At 66.0% G+C, this 13,399-nt stretch carries 13 protein-coding genes; 11 read left to right on the forward strand and 2 right to left on the reverse strand.

Features of this window, described 5'->3' with window-relative positions; genetic code table 11:
• Window positions 1-162: 162 nt before the first annotated feature.
• The 3 genes from rplM to glmM all read left to right on the forward strand — a co-directional run bounded on the left by rplM (window position 163) and on the right by glmM (window position 2,599).
• On the forward strand, window positions 163-606 hold the full coding sequence (gene rplM, locus KVY23_RS17590) for a 50S ribosomal protein L13 (RefSeq protein ID WP_075838880.1): 444 nt from the start codon (window positions 163-165) through the stop codon (window positions 604-606).
• Window positions 603-1,139: a 30S ribosomal protein S9 gene (gene rpsI, locus KVY23_RS17595; RefSeq protein ID WP_230557606.1), complete on the forward strand. Its 537-nt coding sequence runs from the start codon at window positions 603-605 to the stop codon at window positions 1,137-1,139. The genes rplM and rpsI overlap by 4 nt, the downstream gene beginning before the upstream one ends.
• Window positions 1,140-1,258: 119 nt before the next feature.
• Window positions 1,259-2,599, forward strand: coding sequence for a phosphoglucosamine mutase (glmM, locus tag KVY23_RS17600; RefSeq protein ID WP_230557607.1), 1,341 nt, complete (start codon window positions 1,259-1,261; stop codon window positions 2,597-2,599).
• A gap of 4 nt (window positions 2,600-2,603) precedes the next feature.
• Here glmM and KVY23_RS17605 read toward each other — a convergent pair whose 3' ends face one another.
• Window positions 2,604-3,644: an LLM class F420-dependent oxidoreductase gene (locus tag KVY23_RS17605; protein ID WP_230557608.1), complete on the reverse strand. Its 1,041-nt coding sequence runs from the start codon at window positions 3,642-3,644 to the stop codon at window positions 2,604-2,606.
• 153 nt (window positions 3,645-3,797) lie between these two features.
• Here KVY23_RS17605 and KVY23_RS17610 point away from each other — a divergent pair, with 153 nt between their 5' ends.
• The 3 genes from KVY23_RS17610 to KVY23_RS17620 are packed head-to-tail and all read left to right on the forward strand — an operon-like array spanning window position 3,798 to window position 6,180.
• Window positions 3,798-4,097 (forward strand): hypothetical protein, encoded by a 300-nt coding sequence (locus KVY23_RS17610; RefSeq protein WP_230557609.1) that lies wholly within the window; start codon window positions 3,798-3,800, stop codon window positions 4,095-4,097.
• Window positions 4,094-5,881: a hypothetical protein gene (locus tag KVY23_RS17615; RefSeq protein ID WP_230557610.1), complete on the forward strand. Its 1,788-nt coding sequence runs from the start codon at window positions 4,094-4,096 to the stop codon at window positions 5,879-5,881. The genes KVY23_RS17610 and KVY23_RS17615 overlap by 4 nt, the downstream gene beginning before the upstream one ends.
• Window positions 5,878-6,180 carry a hypothetical protein gene (locus KVY23_RS17620; RefSeq protein WP_230557611.1) on the forward strand — a complete coding sequence of 101 codons (303 nt, stop codon included), beginning with the start codon at window positions 5,878-5,880 and terminating at the stop codon, window positions 6,178-6,180. The genes KVY23_RS17615 and KVY23_RS17620 overlap by 4 nt, the downstream gene beginning before the upstream one ends.
• Before the next feature lie 35 nt (window positions 6,181-6,215).
• Here the strand turns inward: KVY23_RS17620 and KVY23_RS17625 are convergent, their stop codons facing one another.
• Window positions 6,216-7,070, reverse strand: a complete 855-nt coding sequence (locus KVY23_RS17625; RefSeq protein ID WP_230557612.1) for a dienelactone hydrolase family protein — start codon at window positions 7,068-7,070, stop codon at window positions 6,216-6,218.
• 75 nt (window positions 7,071-7,145) lie between these two features.
• Here KVY23_RS17625 and glmS point away from each other — a divergent pair, with 75 nt between their 5' ends.
• The 5 genes from glmS (at window position 7,146) to tsaE (ending at window position 13,348) form a co-directional block, all read left to right on the forward strand.
• Complete coding sequence (glmS, locus tag KVY23_RS17630; RefSeq protein WP_075838854.1) at window positions 7,146-9,008, forward strand: glutamine--fructose-6-phosphate transaminase (isomerizing); 1,863 nt, start codon at window positions 7,146-7,148, stop codon at window positions 9,006-9,008.
• A 24-nt stretch (window positions 9,009-9,032) separates the two neighbouring features.
• The gene (locus KVY23_RS17635) at window positions 9,033-10,466 is read left to right on the forward strand and encodes an NAD(P)H-hydrate dehydratase (RefSeq protein WP_230557613.1); all 1,434 of its coding nucleotides are present in this window, start codon (window positions 9,033-9,035) and stop codon (window positions 10,464-10,466) included.
• Between the two features lie 65 nt (window positions 10,467-10,531).
• Window positions 10,532-11,791, forward strand: a complete 1,260-nt coding sequence (gene alr, locus KVY23_RS17640; protein WP_374108738.1) for an alanine racemase — start codon at window positions 10,532-10,534, stop codon at window positions 11,789-11,791.
• On the forward strand, window positions 11,788-12,828 hold the full coding sequence (locus KVY23_RS17645; protein WP_075838856.1) for an alpha/beta fold hydrolase: 1,041 nt from the start codon (window positions 11,788-11,790) through the stop codon (window positions 12,826-12,828). The genes alr and KVY23_RS17645 overlap by 4 nt, the downstream gene beginning before the upstream one ends.
• 13 nt (window positions 12,829-12,841) lie before the next feature.
• Window positions 12,842-13,348, forward strand: a complete 507-nt coding sequence (gene tsaE / locus KVY23_RS17650; RefSeq protein ID WP_206510025.1) for a tRNA (adenosine(37)-N6)-threonylcarbamoyltransferase complex ATPase subunit type 1 TsaE — start codon at window positions 12,842-12,844, stop codon at window positions 13,346-13,348.
• Window positions 13,349-13,399 lie beyond the last annotated feature (51 nt).

Genomic DNA, 13,399 nt, shown 5'->3' on the forward strand with positions numbered 1-13,399 from the left:
TTTTGACCTGGGGGAGTAGTTCCCGGTATCGTCGCTCGTTGGCGTGTATGGGGTCGCCGCGGCATGTGCTGCGCGGCGAACTCTTGCTCTCGGGTCTCAACTGGCCGCCGAGGTCATCAACACGTCTTGGCCAGCAGCGACATCATGAAGACAGGAATTTCTGTGTCTACATACAGCCCGAAGGCCGGGGACACCACCCGGACTTGGCATGTGATCGACGCCACGGACGTCGTGCTCGGACGCCTCGCCGTCCAGGCAGCGACCCTGCTCCGCGGCAAGCACAAGCCGACCTACGCACCCAACGTCGACGGCGGCGACTTCGTCGTCATCATCAACGCGGAGAAGGTTGCCATCAGCGGCAACAAGCGCGATGACAAGCTTCTCTACCACCACTCCGGCCACCCGGGCGGTCTGAAGTCGCGCACCGTCGGTGAGGTTCTCGCGAAGAACCCCGACCGTCTCGTGGAAAATGCCGTCAAGGGCATGATCCCCAAGAACAAGCTCGGCAATGCCATCGTGGGCAAGCTGAAGGTCTACGCGGGACCGAACCACCCGCACGCCGCCCAGCAGCCCGTTCCGTTCGAGATCAAGCAGGTGTCCCAGTGACGGCGCCGGAGGGAAATGACGTGACGTCGCAGGAAAACCCGGAAGAGGTCGTGGAGATCGCCGCGGACGAGTTCGTGTCCGTGGAAGAGCCCTTGGTGGTCGACGAAATCGAGGCCGCTGCTGCCGCTCCCGCGCCGATTTCGATCGATCGCCCGGTCCAGACCGTCGGTCGTCGTAAAGAAGCTGTCGCTCGCGTGCGTTTCTCGGGCGGAACCGGTGGTTTCAAGCTCAACGGTCGCAGCCTCGAAGACTACTTCCCGAACAAGGTTCACCAGCAGCTGATCAAGGCTCCGCTGGTGCTCGTCGATCGTGCGGAGTCCTTCGACATCATCGCGCTTCTGCACGGTGGCGGACCGTCCGGCCAAGCAGGCGCGTTGCGTCTGGCCATCTCGCGCGCCCTCATCGAGGTCACGCCCGAGGATCGTCCGGCTCTCAAGGCTGCCGGCTTCCTCACGCGTGACGCGCGTGCGGTCGAGCGCAAGAAGTACGGCCTGAAGAAGGCCCGTAAGGCTTCGCAGTACTCGAAGCGCTGACGCTTTACCAAGTTCTACCCGCGAGGGCAGGCGCCGATGCAGTATCCGGTGCCTGCCCTCGCGGCGTTTCGCACAATCGATTCTTTGTTCTGCTCCGGCGATAGGGGGGACGGGTCCGCATGACTCGACTGTTCGGTACCGACGGTGTTCGGGGTCTGGCCAACGGGCTGTTGACGCCGGAACTGGCGTTGAAAGTCGCCAGAGCCGCGGCAACGGTGTTGGTTCCGGCCTCGGGCGATGCTCGGCCGGTAGCTGTTGTCGGCCGCGATCCACGCGCGAGTGGGGAGATGCTGGCGGCCGCTGTCACGGCTGGGCTCACCGCATCCGGCGTCGATGTCGTGGACGTCGGTGTTCTGCCTACCCCGGCAGTCGCATTCCTGACGGCCGAATACGGCGCCTGCCTGGGTGTCATGATCTCGGCCTCGCACAATCCCATGCCGGACAACGGGATCAAGATCTTCGCTGCAGGCGGCCACAAGCTGGACGACGAGGTGGAGGTGCGGATCGAAGAGTGCATCGCGCGCGGCGGTGACACGGTATCGGCACCCACCGGTGCAGGTATCGGCCGTGTGAACTCGGCAACGGACGCCGCCGACCGCTACATCTGTCACGTGGGCGCCGCGCTTTCCGGTCGACTCGACGGCTTGACGGTCGTGGTCGACTGCGCGCACGGATCGGCGTCGTTCGTCGCCCCCGCGATCTACACCGCCGCCGGTGCGAGGGTCGTCGCGATCAACGCAGACCCGGATGGTCTGAACATCAACGACGGTTGCGGTTCGACCCACATGGAGGACCTACAGAAGGCTGTCGTCGAGCACGGTGCCGATCTCGGTATCGCGCACGACGGTGACGCGGACAGATGCCTGGCCGTTGACGCTTCCGGTTCGATCGTCGATGGGGACGCCATCATGGCGGTGCTGGCGGTCGGGATGAAGGAATCCGGCGTCTTGACCGACAACACACTGGTGGCGACGGTCATGAGCAATCTCGGGTTGCATATCGCGATGCGCGAGGCGGGTATCGCCATGCGGACCGCTGCCGTAGGTGACCGCTATGTTCTGGAAGAGTTGCGTGCGGGAGGTTTCGCCCTGGGCGGCGAGCAGAGCGGGCACGTGGTCGTTCCGCGCCACGGCACGACGGGGGATGGCGTGCTCACTGCGCTGCTCGTCATGGGTCGGATGTCGCAGACGGGGCGCTCACTCGCGGACCTGGCCTCGGTGATGACTACGCTGCCGCAGGTGCTGATCAACGTCGAGGTGTCGGACAAGGCCGCAGTTGCGACCGCGCCGACGGTTCTCGACGGGGTGGCCGATGTGGAGCGCGTTCTCGGCGACACCGGCCGAGTCCTGCTGCGGCCGAGCGGGACCGAGCAACTCGTGCGTGTGATGGTCGAGGCAGCCGAACCTGGCCTCGCCCGCCGGCTCGCCGAGGAGCTGGCGAGCCGGGTCGGGCAGGTCTGAGAGGTCAGTCGGTCAGGTTCTTCAGTGCGCTGAGCTGCGCGACGCGTCCGGCAGTATCCGCGGCCAGCGGAGTGACGTTCAGGGTGGTCACGCCGGCTTCGGCGAACGCGGCCACTCGCTCCTTGACGAAGCTCTCCGGTCCGATGAGGTTGACTGCCCGCACCAGTTCGTCCGGTACAGCAGCGGCAGCTTCCTCCTTCTTGCCGGCGAGGTAGAGGTCCTGGATCTTCTCGGCCTCGGCTTCGTAGTCGTAACGCTGGGCGAGATCGTTGTAGAAGTTCTTTCCTTTTGCGCCCATGCCGCCGATGTACAGGGCGAGATGCGGTTTGACCCACGGTAGGTACTTTTCGGCATCGTCGCCGATGGCGAGGGCGGGGCTCGCGAACACCTGTAGGTCGCCGAGGGCGGGGTCTCGCTTGGCCTTGCCTGCAGCCAACGCCTCGCCCCAGACCTGTTCGGCCTTTTCTGGGTAGTAGAAGATCGGCTGCCAGCCCTCTGCAATCTCGGCGGTCAGTTCGACGTTCTTCGGGCCGAGCGCCGCGATGACGACCGGGATACGTTCGCGCACCGGATGATTGATCAGCTTCAGTGGCTTGCCCAGACCTGTTCCCTTCTCGGCCGGGAGCGGGATCTGGTAGTACTTGCCCTGGTGCTGAACCTTCTCGCGACGCCACACCTGGCGGCAGATGTCGATGACCTCGCGGGTACGGGCGATGGGTGCGTCGTACTTGACGCCGTGGAAGCCCTCGACCACCTGGGGTCCCGAAGCTCCGAGGCCGAGCACGAATCGCCCGTCGGAAACGTAGTCGAGGCCCGCGGCGGTCATGGCAGTCAGGGACGGCGTGCGGGTGTAGATCTGAAAGATTCCCGACGCGATTTTGATCGTCGAGGTCTTGGCCGCCAGGAATCCGAGCTGGCTCACTGCGTCGAACGAGTACGCCTCGGGTACGAAGATGATGTCCAACCCGGCTTTTTCGAGCTCGGCCACCTCGGCGACCGTTTCATTGAATCCCCCCGAGTAGTTAACCATGGTTCCGATGTGCATCGATGCTCCTCGCAGGTGAGATGTGCTCTGGCTCGCTTTATATTCTCGGACGTTACCTGCAGTGAGCGGAACCGTTTCCACGTGGGCTGCGTCGAACATGACAGGGGTTGATGTGCCTCGAAAAGGTTTCGACGGTGGGGGAATGGATCCGCAATGGAAATCGATGTCGAGAAGGTGGCCGGTGTCGCCGACGAGCTGGTCCGGTCTGCGGCCGCTCTGACCGACGCAGCAGATGCGGCGACCGAGCTGAGCTTCGGCCCGGCTGTCGCGGGCCGTGTGTACGCCGACCTCGGCGCGCGAATTGCTGCGGGTTACGGCGAGGTCGAGGCTGTGATTCGCCGGTGGAGCGAGGGCGAAGACGACAACGCGACGCGGCTTCGTAGCGCGGTGGCTGCGTACACCGCGGCTGATGGTGGGACGGCGCAGTCGATTCGCGGGGTGGCGCCGCGATGAGTCCGCCCGAAAAATCCATGGTCGAATCGCTTCTCGACGAGGGCAGTCGTGGACTCCTGTACTTCGAGCATTATCTTCCGATACTGCGCCGTGTGGACCCGGCATCGAACTGGAACCATCCCGATCTGTGCGCGCGATACGACGAACAACGTGGGCTGGATACGAACACGTTGGTCATCGACGCGAGCACGCTGTCCGGTTGTGTTGCGGTAGCGCGAGACCAGCTCGCTCTTCAGCAGGGGGCGATAGACCAGCTGGACAGCGCCTGGAGCGGTGCCGCGGCGGAATCCGCGGTAGCGGACCTCCGATCGGACGTTCGCCGTGGACGGGCGCGAACCGAGGCCCTGAACGAGCTGTGTGGAGCCGTGTCGTTCGCCGCTGAGTCACTCCACAGCGCCGTTGCGGACAAGGCAGCGGTGATCGGCCAATTCGATCCCACTTCGAGCGACTCACACGAGCGATCCTCGGTCGACGGTATGACATTCGACCAAGTCCGGGCTATCGATTTTCTCGCCACGATCGACCCGTCCGAGTCGTTGACCTTCGCTCAGGGCCTCGGTGACATCCGATCACTCGCTGCCGTGCTGCCGTCCGTCATCGCTCCGGCACCAGCCTCTCCCGGACCAGAGAATTTCGGACCCACCGAGCACGGGCCCACCGAGCAGTTGCGGCACGCACGGGCAGTAAGCGAGAAGTGGTTGCGTGAGACCTTCGCACCCATCGTGGACGGTGCCTGCCGGAATCTCGTGGACGTGTGTGCGGCGACGGATACCGAGGTGCGTGGCGTTCTGTCGACGCTCGCGGCGGTCGTCGATGCAGTGAACGGCGATGGACCTCCTGGGACCGAGGTGCCTGTACGTGCAGCAACCGCGGAGGCCACACCGCGCGCCGTAGGCGGTGAGAATCCAGCCGGCACCTCAGTCGCAGCGGAGCGTGCCCGAATGGCGGGAGGTGCACCCCTTGCGCCCGCGTCGGGTGAGGAGTCCACACCGACACCTGCTGACGAGCGACCTGCAGACGTGCGAGCTGCTGTCGAATCGGTGCTCGGAACCGAACCCGACTGCGAGCAACTCGGTCGGGCGTTCGAGCGGGCGGGGCACGAGCTGACCGAGCGGATGAAGTCACTGCTCGGCGAGGCCGTCGCTGCTCTGATGGCGAACGATGCCGGTGCATCGGATACGGGTGGGCAAGGGTGTCCAGGAGTTTCCGAAACCCCCAGAACTTCCCAAACTCCCAGAATTTCCGACAACCCCGATAACCCAGACGACCGCCCATCCGCTTCCGGCGGGGTGGGCCGCGACGAGGGCGGTGCCTCGGGAGCACGTCCGGCACCCGAGGCAGCGCCCCCGCATCCAATACCCTCGCAGCCAGCGCCCCCGGCCGGGGAGTTCGTCGAGCGCGGCCATTTCGAGGCGGCCCTCGACGGGCACAGTGCACGAATTGCGTTGGCACACAACGGGGCAGTGGCATTGGAGTTGGGTACGCCGATCGGGAGCAGTCGCTTCGAGCTGAAGCCTGGACCGTTCGGGCTGCCGATCGTGGTGTGCACGGACGAGCCGACGGACACTGTCGGAGCATTCACCCCGGCACCGGTTCAGCGGGTAGACAACGGGCCGCAAGCCCCTGCCGCACCCACACCGGCACCCGAGCCCGAGCCCGCTGCCGTTCCCACACCCACACCCACACCCACACCCACACCCACACCTGAACCCGCTGCGATGCCAGCGGCGGGGGAAGTGCACGGTAAATCCGGTGCACGATTGATGGAGGCTGGGCCGCTGTGATCACTCATACGCCGACCACTCATACGCCGTGGTGGCGCAGCGAGATGCGAAAATTCAGCGCAGAGCGTTCAGCAGCGCTTGCCGAGGCCGACCGAAAGTTCGGTCGAACAGTGCAGGCAGCGGCTCGGGTGCGCTCGGCCGGGAAATCGGTGCACACCGGCCAGCGCACGGCTCCGCAGCCGACTTCTCCCGACGAACCTACGTCGTACCTGGTGGCGGCCCATCTCGATCGCCGAACCCGCCCGACATGGCCGCAGGAGGAGGACCCAGACCTTCCTCGTACCAGCTGGCTGCAGTGAAGCCTCGGTCTCGATCCCGCAGGCAAGGTTGACCGTCAGCGACCGATCAGGGCGCGCACGGTGGAAATCGGGCTCGACTTCGCCTGGTCCTCGATGGGCTCGTGGGGATCGACGACGCGGGTGTTCTTCAGCTCTCCGCTGCCCGCGAGGTCCTCGTACTTCGACTCACCCGTGAGGTGGTAGAGCATGAATGCGGTCAGCAGTACCCGGGTGGTGTTGACCGTCCATCGCTCGGTCTTGGCGACCCCGAGCGGGCTCAGCAGCCTTCTGCCTTCCACCATCCCGTCGGATGATGCCTTCTCGAGCCGACGGAACGTGGATTGCTCTCCCATGGCCTGCGCCAGTGAGTTCGTGTTGTCGTTCAATGTGTCGGTCAGTGCTGCGTCGCCGAGAACCAACCCGGGCACGGTCAGTGTTGCGGCCGCGTCCTCCGCGCTCGGCGAGGTCGGCGCAGGGAAGAGCGCTGCGACGGCTTTGACATCGTGACGCGCTGCAGCTGCGAGAACCGCCACACCGGCGCCCATTCCGTGGCCTGCGACACCCAGCTTGTCGGGGTGGACGCTGATGTCGCCGCCGCCGAGTCGAACCCCTGTCACGATGTCGAGGACTGTGCCGAGATCGGTGGCGAGACCGCGGTGTGACGGCATCGGGCCGCGGCCGGTGTCGGGCGCTGCCGCCACGATTCCCCAGGAAGCGAGGTGTTCGAGGGTGCCCTTGTATCGGTTGGTTCCGAGAAGCCAGCCGTGGCCGAAAGCGACGGCAGGCAAGTTGTAACCCTCGGCTGGGGTGAATACCACTCCCGGTTGGCCGGCGAAAGCAAGGTCGCCGCGAAGCACCTTGTGCGGACCGCGTTTGCCGAGGAGTGCTGCAAGCTTCTTGGGTGTCGCCACGGCTGCAACGCTATCGGATCGGGTGGGCTCGAGGCAGGTATGGGGCCGATGCAATGCCGGGTACCCTGAACCACCATGTGCGGAATCGTGGGATACGTCGGACACCGCCCAGCTCTGGGTGTGGTGGTCGAGGCGCTGCGGCGCATGGAATACAGAGGCTACGACTCTGCTGGGATAGCCATTCTCGACGGTGCGGGGTCCACGGCCGTCGAGCGCAAAGCGGGGCGGTTGTCGAACCTGGAGGCCGAGCTCGATGAAATAGGCGCCGATAAGTTCGTGGGTACGACGGGTATGGGGCACACCCGCTGGGCCACCCACGGTCGTCCGACCGATCGCAACGCGCATCCACACCGGGACGCGTCGGGTGCGGTGTCGGTGGTCCACAACGGAATCATCGAGAACTTTGCGCCGCTGCGGTCGGAGCTGGAAGCAGCAGGAATCGAGTTTCACAGCGATACCGACACCGAGGTGGCCGTGCACCTCGTCTCCCAGGCTTACGCGAGCGGCGAGACCGCAGGTGACTTCATCGAGAGCGCCAAGACGGTCGTGCGTCGCCTCGAAGGCGCGTTCACCTTGGTCTTCACCCATTCCGACCACCCCGACACCATCGTCGCGGCCCGTCGTTCGACGCCCCTGGTAGTCGGCGTCGGCGAGGGTGAGACGTTCCTGGGATCCGATGTCGCTGCGTTCATCGAACACACCCGCGATGCGGTGGAGCTGGGGCAGGACCAGGTCGTGGTCATCACCGCCGCGGGCTACACGATCACCGATTTCGGCGGCGAAGAGGTGGCCGGCCGCCCGTTCCGCATCGACTGGGACCTGGCGGCAGCGGAAAAAGGTGGCCACGACTACTTCATGCTGAAGGAAATCGAAGAGCAGCCGGCTGCCGTCGCGGACACGTTGATCGGTCACTTCGATCATGGCCGCATCCTGCTCGACGAGCAGCGACTCTCCGATCAGGAGCTGCGCGACGTCGACAAGGTGTTCGTCGTTGCCTGCGGCAGCGCCTACCACTCCGGTTTGGTGGCCAAGTACGCCATCGAGCACTGGACTCGTCTGCCTGTCGAGGTGGAATTGGCCAGCGAATTCCGCTACCGCGACCCGGTCCTCGACCGCTCGACCCTGGTAGTGGCCATCTCGCAGTCCGGTGAGACCGCCGATACCCTCGAGGCCGTCCGTCATGCCAAGGATCAGAAGGCGCGGGTGCTGGCGGTCTGCAACACCAACGGCTCTCAGATCCCACGGGAGGCCGACGCCGTTCTCTACACCCGGGCGGGACCGGAAATCGGCGTGGCCTCGACCAAGGCATTCCTTGCTCAGGTCACCGCGAACTACCTCGTCGGCCTGGCGTTGGCTCAGGCCCGTGGAACCAAGTACCCGGACGAGGTGGCCAGGGAATTCGCCGACATCGAGGCCATGCCGGCGCTGGTGGCGCGTGTGCTCGAAACAGTCGAGCCGGTGCGTGAGCTGGCTCGTGAGCTCGCTCATTCGCCGACCATCCTGTTCCTCGGTCGGCACGTCGGATATCCGGTGGCGCTGGAGGGCGCGCTGAAGCTCAAGGAGCTCGCCTACATGCATGCGGAGGGTTTCGCCGCCGGCGAGCTCAAGCACGGCCCCATCGCGCTCATCGAGGACGGCGTCCCGGTCATCGTGGTGATGCCGTCGCCGAAGGGCCGCGCGGTGCTCCACTCCAAGCTGCTGAGCAACATTCGCGAAATCCAGGCTCGGGGTGCTCTCACCGTCGTGATCGCCGAGGAGGGTGACGAGGCCGTACGGCCGTTCGCCGACCATCTGATCGAGATTCCGGCGGCCCCGACGCTGCTGCAGCCACTGCTGTCGACTGTGCCACTTCAGGTCTTCGCCGCGGAGGTGGCCCAGACTCGCGGATACGACGTGGACAAGCCCCGGAATCTGGCCAAGTCCGTCACCGTCGAATAACCCGCTGGCACCGGAAGGGACGAGATGCGGCAGTACTACACCCCAGATCAGGTGAGGGCGGCCGAGCGGCCCCTGCTGGACTCGTTGGAACCCGGCGTGCTGATGCGTCGAGCTGCACAGGGTCTGGCGACCGTGGTGGCTGCCGAGCTGATCGCTCGAACCGGAGGCGTGTTCGGGCGCAGGGTGTGCGTTCTCGTCGGATCCGGTGACAACGGTGGCGACGGGCTGTGGGCGGGGGCGATCCTGCGCCGACGCGGGGCCGCGGTCACGGCTGTTTTGTCGAACCCGGATCGCACCCACCCAGCAGGGCTCGCTGCCTTCCGCCGTGCGGGCGGACGCGTGGTGTCGATTCCGGGGCCTGCCGATATCGTCATCGATGCCATCGTGGGCATCTCGGGGAAAGGCCCGCTGCGTCCGGATGCCGCCCACATGGTCGGCGCGATCGAAGCGCCGATAGTGGCGGCCGATATCCCCAGCGGTGTCGACCCGCAGACGGGGGCCGTCGACGGGCCGGCCGTCAGGGCGGCGGTCACCGTGACCTTCGGTGCGCGCAAACCCGCTCACGTGCTGGCCGTTCCCTACTGCGGTCGAGTCGAACTCGTCGATATCGGACTCTCGCTCCCGGAGCCGTATCTGTCCGCTCTCGAACCGGCCGAGGTGGGAGCGATCTGGCCGATACCCACCGCGGAGGACGACAAGTACACGCAGGGCGTCGTCGGTGTCATGGCGGGCAGCGATCGCTACCCGGGCGCGGCACTGCTGTGTACGGGCGCCGCGGTGGCTGCCACGTCGGGAATGGTTCGCTATCTGGGAACCGCCGCCGCCGAGGTTGTCTCGCACTATCCAGAGGTGATAGTCGCATCCGATCCGAATGATGCCGGACGCGTGCAGGGCTGGGTGATCGGACCGGGTTTCGGCACGGATGCGGATTCGAAGGCGTCGTTGGCCGAGGTTCTTCGATCGGACCTCCCTGTTGTCCTCGACGCCGACGCGCTCACCGTCATCGCCTCAGCGCCCGAACTGGTGAGCGGCCGTGCGGCGCCGACTCTGCTGACTCCGCATGCCGGCGAGTTCGAACGGCTGACCGGACACGCGACCGGTCCGGACCGCGTCGAGGCTGTTCGCGCGTTGGCCTCGCAATGGGGTGTGACCGTGCTGCTCAAGGGGCGTGCCACGGTGATCGCTGACCGGAACGGCAGAGTGCTCGTCAACGACGCAGGCGGGTCGGCGGCCTCGACCGCTGGGTCGGGAGACGTCCTGGCTGGCATCCTCGGGGCCCTCCTTGCCTCGGGCCTGGATCCGATGATCGCCGCGGCCTGCGGTGCTCGGGTGCACGCGCTGGCCGCGGCCACAGCCGCCTACGGGGCGGGAGGGGAGTTCGCGGCACCGATCTCCGCCGGTCCGCTGCTCGCATCGGTGCGCGACGCGATCAGGATCGTGCGTTCGGTCACGCAATGAGCGGAGAGCGAGAATGCTCCCCCTCGCGTGAACATGCACGCCCACGAGTGGCACTATCGACACTTGTGAAGAATGGACGGGTCGGTGCATCGGGTAGTTCCGACACCGTCTCCGAGACCGACAGGTTCTCCGAGACCGGGGGCGGCGGCTCGATCGTCGTCGATCTCGCCGCCATCGACCACAACGTTCGCGTTCTCCGCGAGCACGCGGGGGACGCCGCGACGATGGCCGTGGTGAAGGCAGACGGGTACAACCACGGCGCGGTCCACGTCGCGCACGCGGCTCTGGCTGCGGGTGCACTCGAGCTCGGGGTCACCACCGTCGCCGAGGCACTCGCGCTCCGAGACGCGGGCATCACTGCGCCGATTCTGTGTTGGCTGCACCGGACGGACACCGATTTCGCGCCGGCGATCGCCTCCGGCGTCGAGATCGGAGTGTCCTCGCTCGGGCAGTTGGCCGCCGTCGTCGATGCCGCTCGTCGCACGCATCGCACCGCGCAGGTCACGCTCAAGGTCGATACCGGACTCAATCGAAACGGAATAGCGGCCGGGGAGTTCGACGCCGTCTTGTCGCTACTCGCGCGGTCGGCGGCCGAGCAGTCGGTTCGCCTGCGCGGCATCTTCTCCCACCTCGCGTGCGCGGACGAGCCGGGGCATCCGGCGAACGACCGGCAGGCAACAGTGTTGCGGGAGTGTGTGGCCCGTGCCGTGGCGGCTGGAGTTCGCCCCGAGGTGGTGCACCTGGCCAACTCCGCTGCTGCAATGACCCGCCACGATCTTCACTTCGACATGATTCGACCCGGCATCGCGATGTACGGGTTGTCCCCGATTCCCGAACTCGGCGATTTCGGGTTGAAGCCGGCGATGACGGCGTCCGCACAGGTGGCGTTGGTGAAGAAGATCGGGGCGGGGGAGAGCGTGTCGTACGGCCACACCTGGACCACACCCGAGGACACCGTCGTCGGCTTGATTCCCATGGGCTATGCCGACGGTGTGCCACGGAGCTTGAGTGGCCGATTCGACGTTGCGATCGGGGGGCGCCGTTTTCCGTCCGTCGGTCGAGTGTGCATGGATCAGTTCGTGGTGAACCTGGGCCCGGATGGTGCGGGCGTGCAGGCGGGGGACACCGCCGTGCTGTTCGGATCGGGTGAGGCAGGGCAACCCCGTGCCCAGGAATGGGCAGATACGCTGGACACCATCCACTACGAGGTCGTCACCGGCGTCGGCGGACGTGCTCGACGTCGGTACGCCGGCCTGGCCCAGTTTGGACCTGTGGAAGGCGAACGGACACCGCAACCGACGGCACCCGAGGAGACGTCGACGTGAAGTTGGCACAGAACCTGGGAATTCTGAACAGTGTCGGAATCGCCCTTCGCGAGACAGTGCTGCGTTCCAACAAGGATCCGTTGGCCACCGAGAACTTCGAGTTGATGGATGCCGACCGAGGTTCGATCGTCATCGCGGACGACGGGGTTCCCCTTGCTGTGCGCGAGGTCGGTCCTGCGGACGCGCCGATCACCGCGGTGTTCGTACACGGCTACTGCCTGCGGATGGCCTCCTGGCATTTCCAGCGCCAGGCGCTGGAGCAGGAATGGGGATCGAGTGTCCGCATGGTCTTCTACGATCAGCGCGGGCACGGGCGGTCGGGTCTGCCAACACCGGAGAGCTGCACCATCGCTCAACTCGGACTCGATCTCGACGCGGTGCTCAGGTCGGTTGCGCCCCGCGGGCACCTCATGTTGATCGGCCACTCGATGGGCGGCATGACGATTCTGGCCATGACGCGTCAGAAGCCGGAGATAGTGCGAGAACGGGTAATCGGGGTCGCGCTGATCTCCACGACGGCAGCCGGCCTGACGAAGACCGGCCTCGGACGAAGCCTCTCCAATCCTGTGGTCGACGCATTTCGTCGGGCTGTGCGAACTTCCCCTGGCGTGGTCCAGCTGGGTCGCGGCGCGGCCAAGGCCATGGTGGCTCCGGTGCTGCGGGCCGCGTCCTACGGAACCCGCGTGAGCCCGAGACTCGTCGACTTCACACAGCAGATGATCGACGACACCTCCGTGGTCACGATCGTCAATTTTCTGGAGACTCTCGAGCTGCACGACGAGACCGACGCACTGGTTCACCTCGCCCGCATACCAGTCGCGGTCGTCTGTGGGGACGACGACTGGATAATCCCGTTCGACAAATCGGTTGCGCTGGCGGATGCGCTGCCGCACTCGGACATGGTGCGCATCCGCCAAGCCGGCCACCTCGTGCAGCTGGAGTTTCCGGACAAGGTCAACGCTGCGCTCGTGCGGTTGGGTACGCGGGCAAAGGAGATGCGGTCGAAGCGTCGATCCGGGCGGAGGGGCATTGTCTGATTCACACGGGGACGTGTCCGCCGCGGCCGAGAGTGCCGAGGACCGCGAGCGAGCTTTGCCCACCGTGGCGGACACCGAGGCCTTCGGGTTCGAACTCGCGCACACGTTGAACGCCGGGGACCTGGTGATTCTCGACGGCCCCCTCGGCGCCGGCAAGACGGCCATGGCGCGTGGGTTGGCCGCCGGACTCGGTGTGCAGGGCAGGGTGAGTTCGCCGACGTTCGTCATTGCGCGTGAGCATCGACCGGGACCGCGGCCCGGAGGGCTGCCTTCGGTGACCCTGGTTCACGTCGACGCCTACCGACTGGGGATGACCGGGCAGTCGGCGCTCGACGAACTCGATGCCCTCGATCTCGATACCGATCTGGTCGGCGCGGTGGTCGTCGTCGAGTGGGGCGAGGGCTTGGTGGAGACACTCACGGACAGTCACCTACTCGTCCAGTTGCGCAGAGACGACGAGTCGGATGTGCGACGTGTGCGTGTGCGTCGCGTCGGGGCGGTGCCCGCGCGCGGGGTGTGACTCTCGCGGCGCGGACCGAACCGGTAGTTGCGTGCGGGTACTCTGAACTAC

Source organism: Rhodococcus sp. I2R (assembly GCF_020889545.1).
GTDB lineage: Bacteria > Actinomycetota > Actinomycetes > Mycobacteriales > Mycobacteriaceae > Rhodococcoides.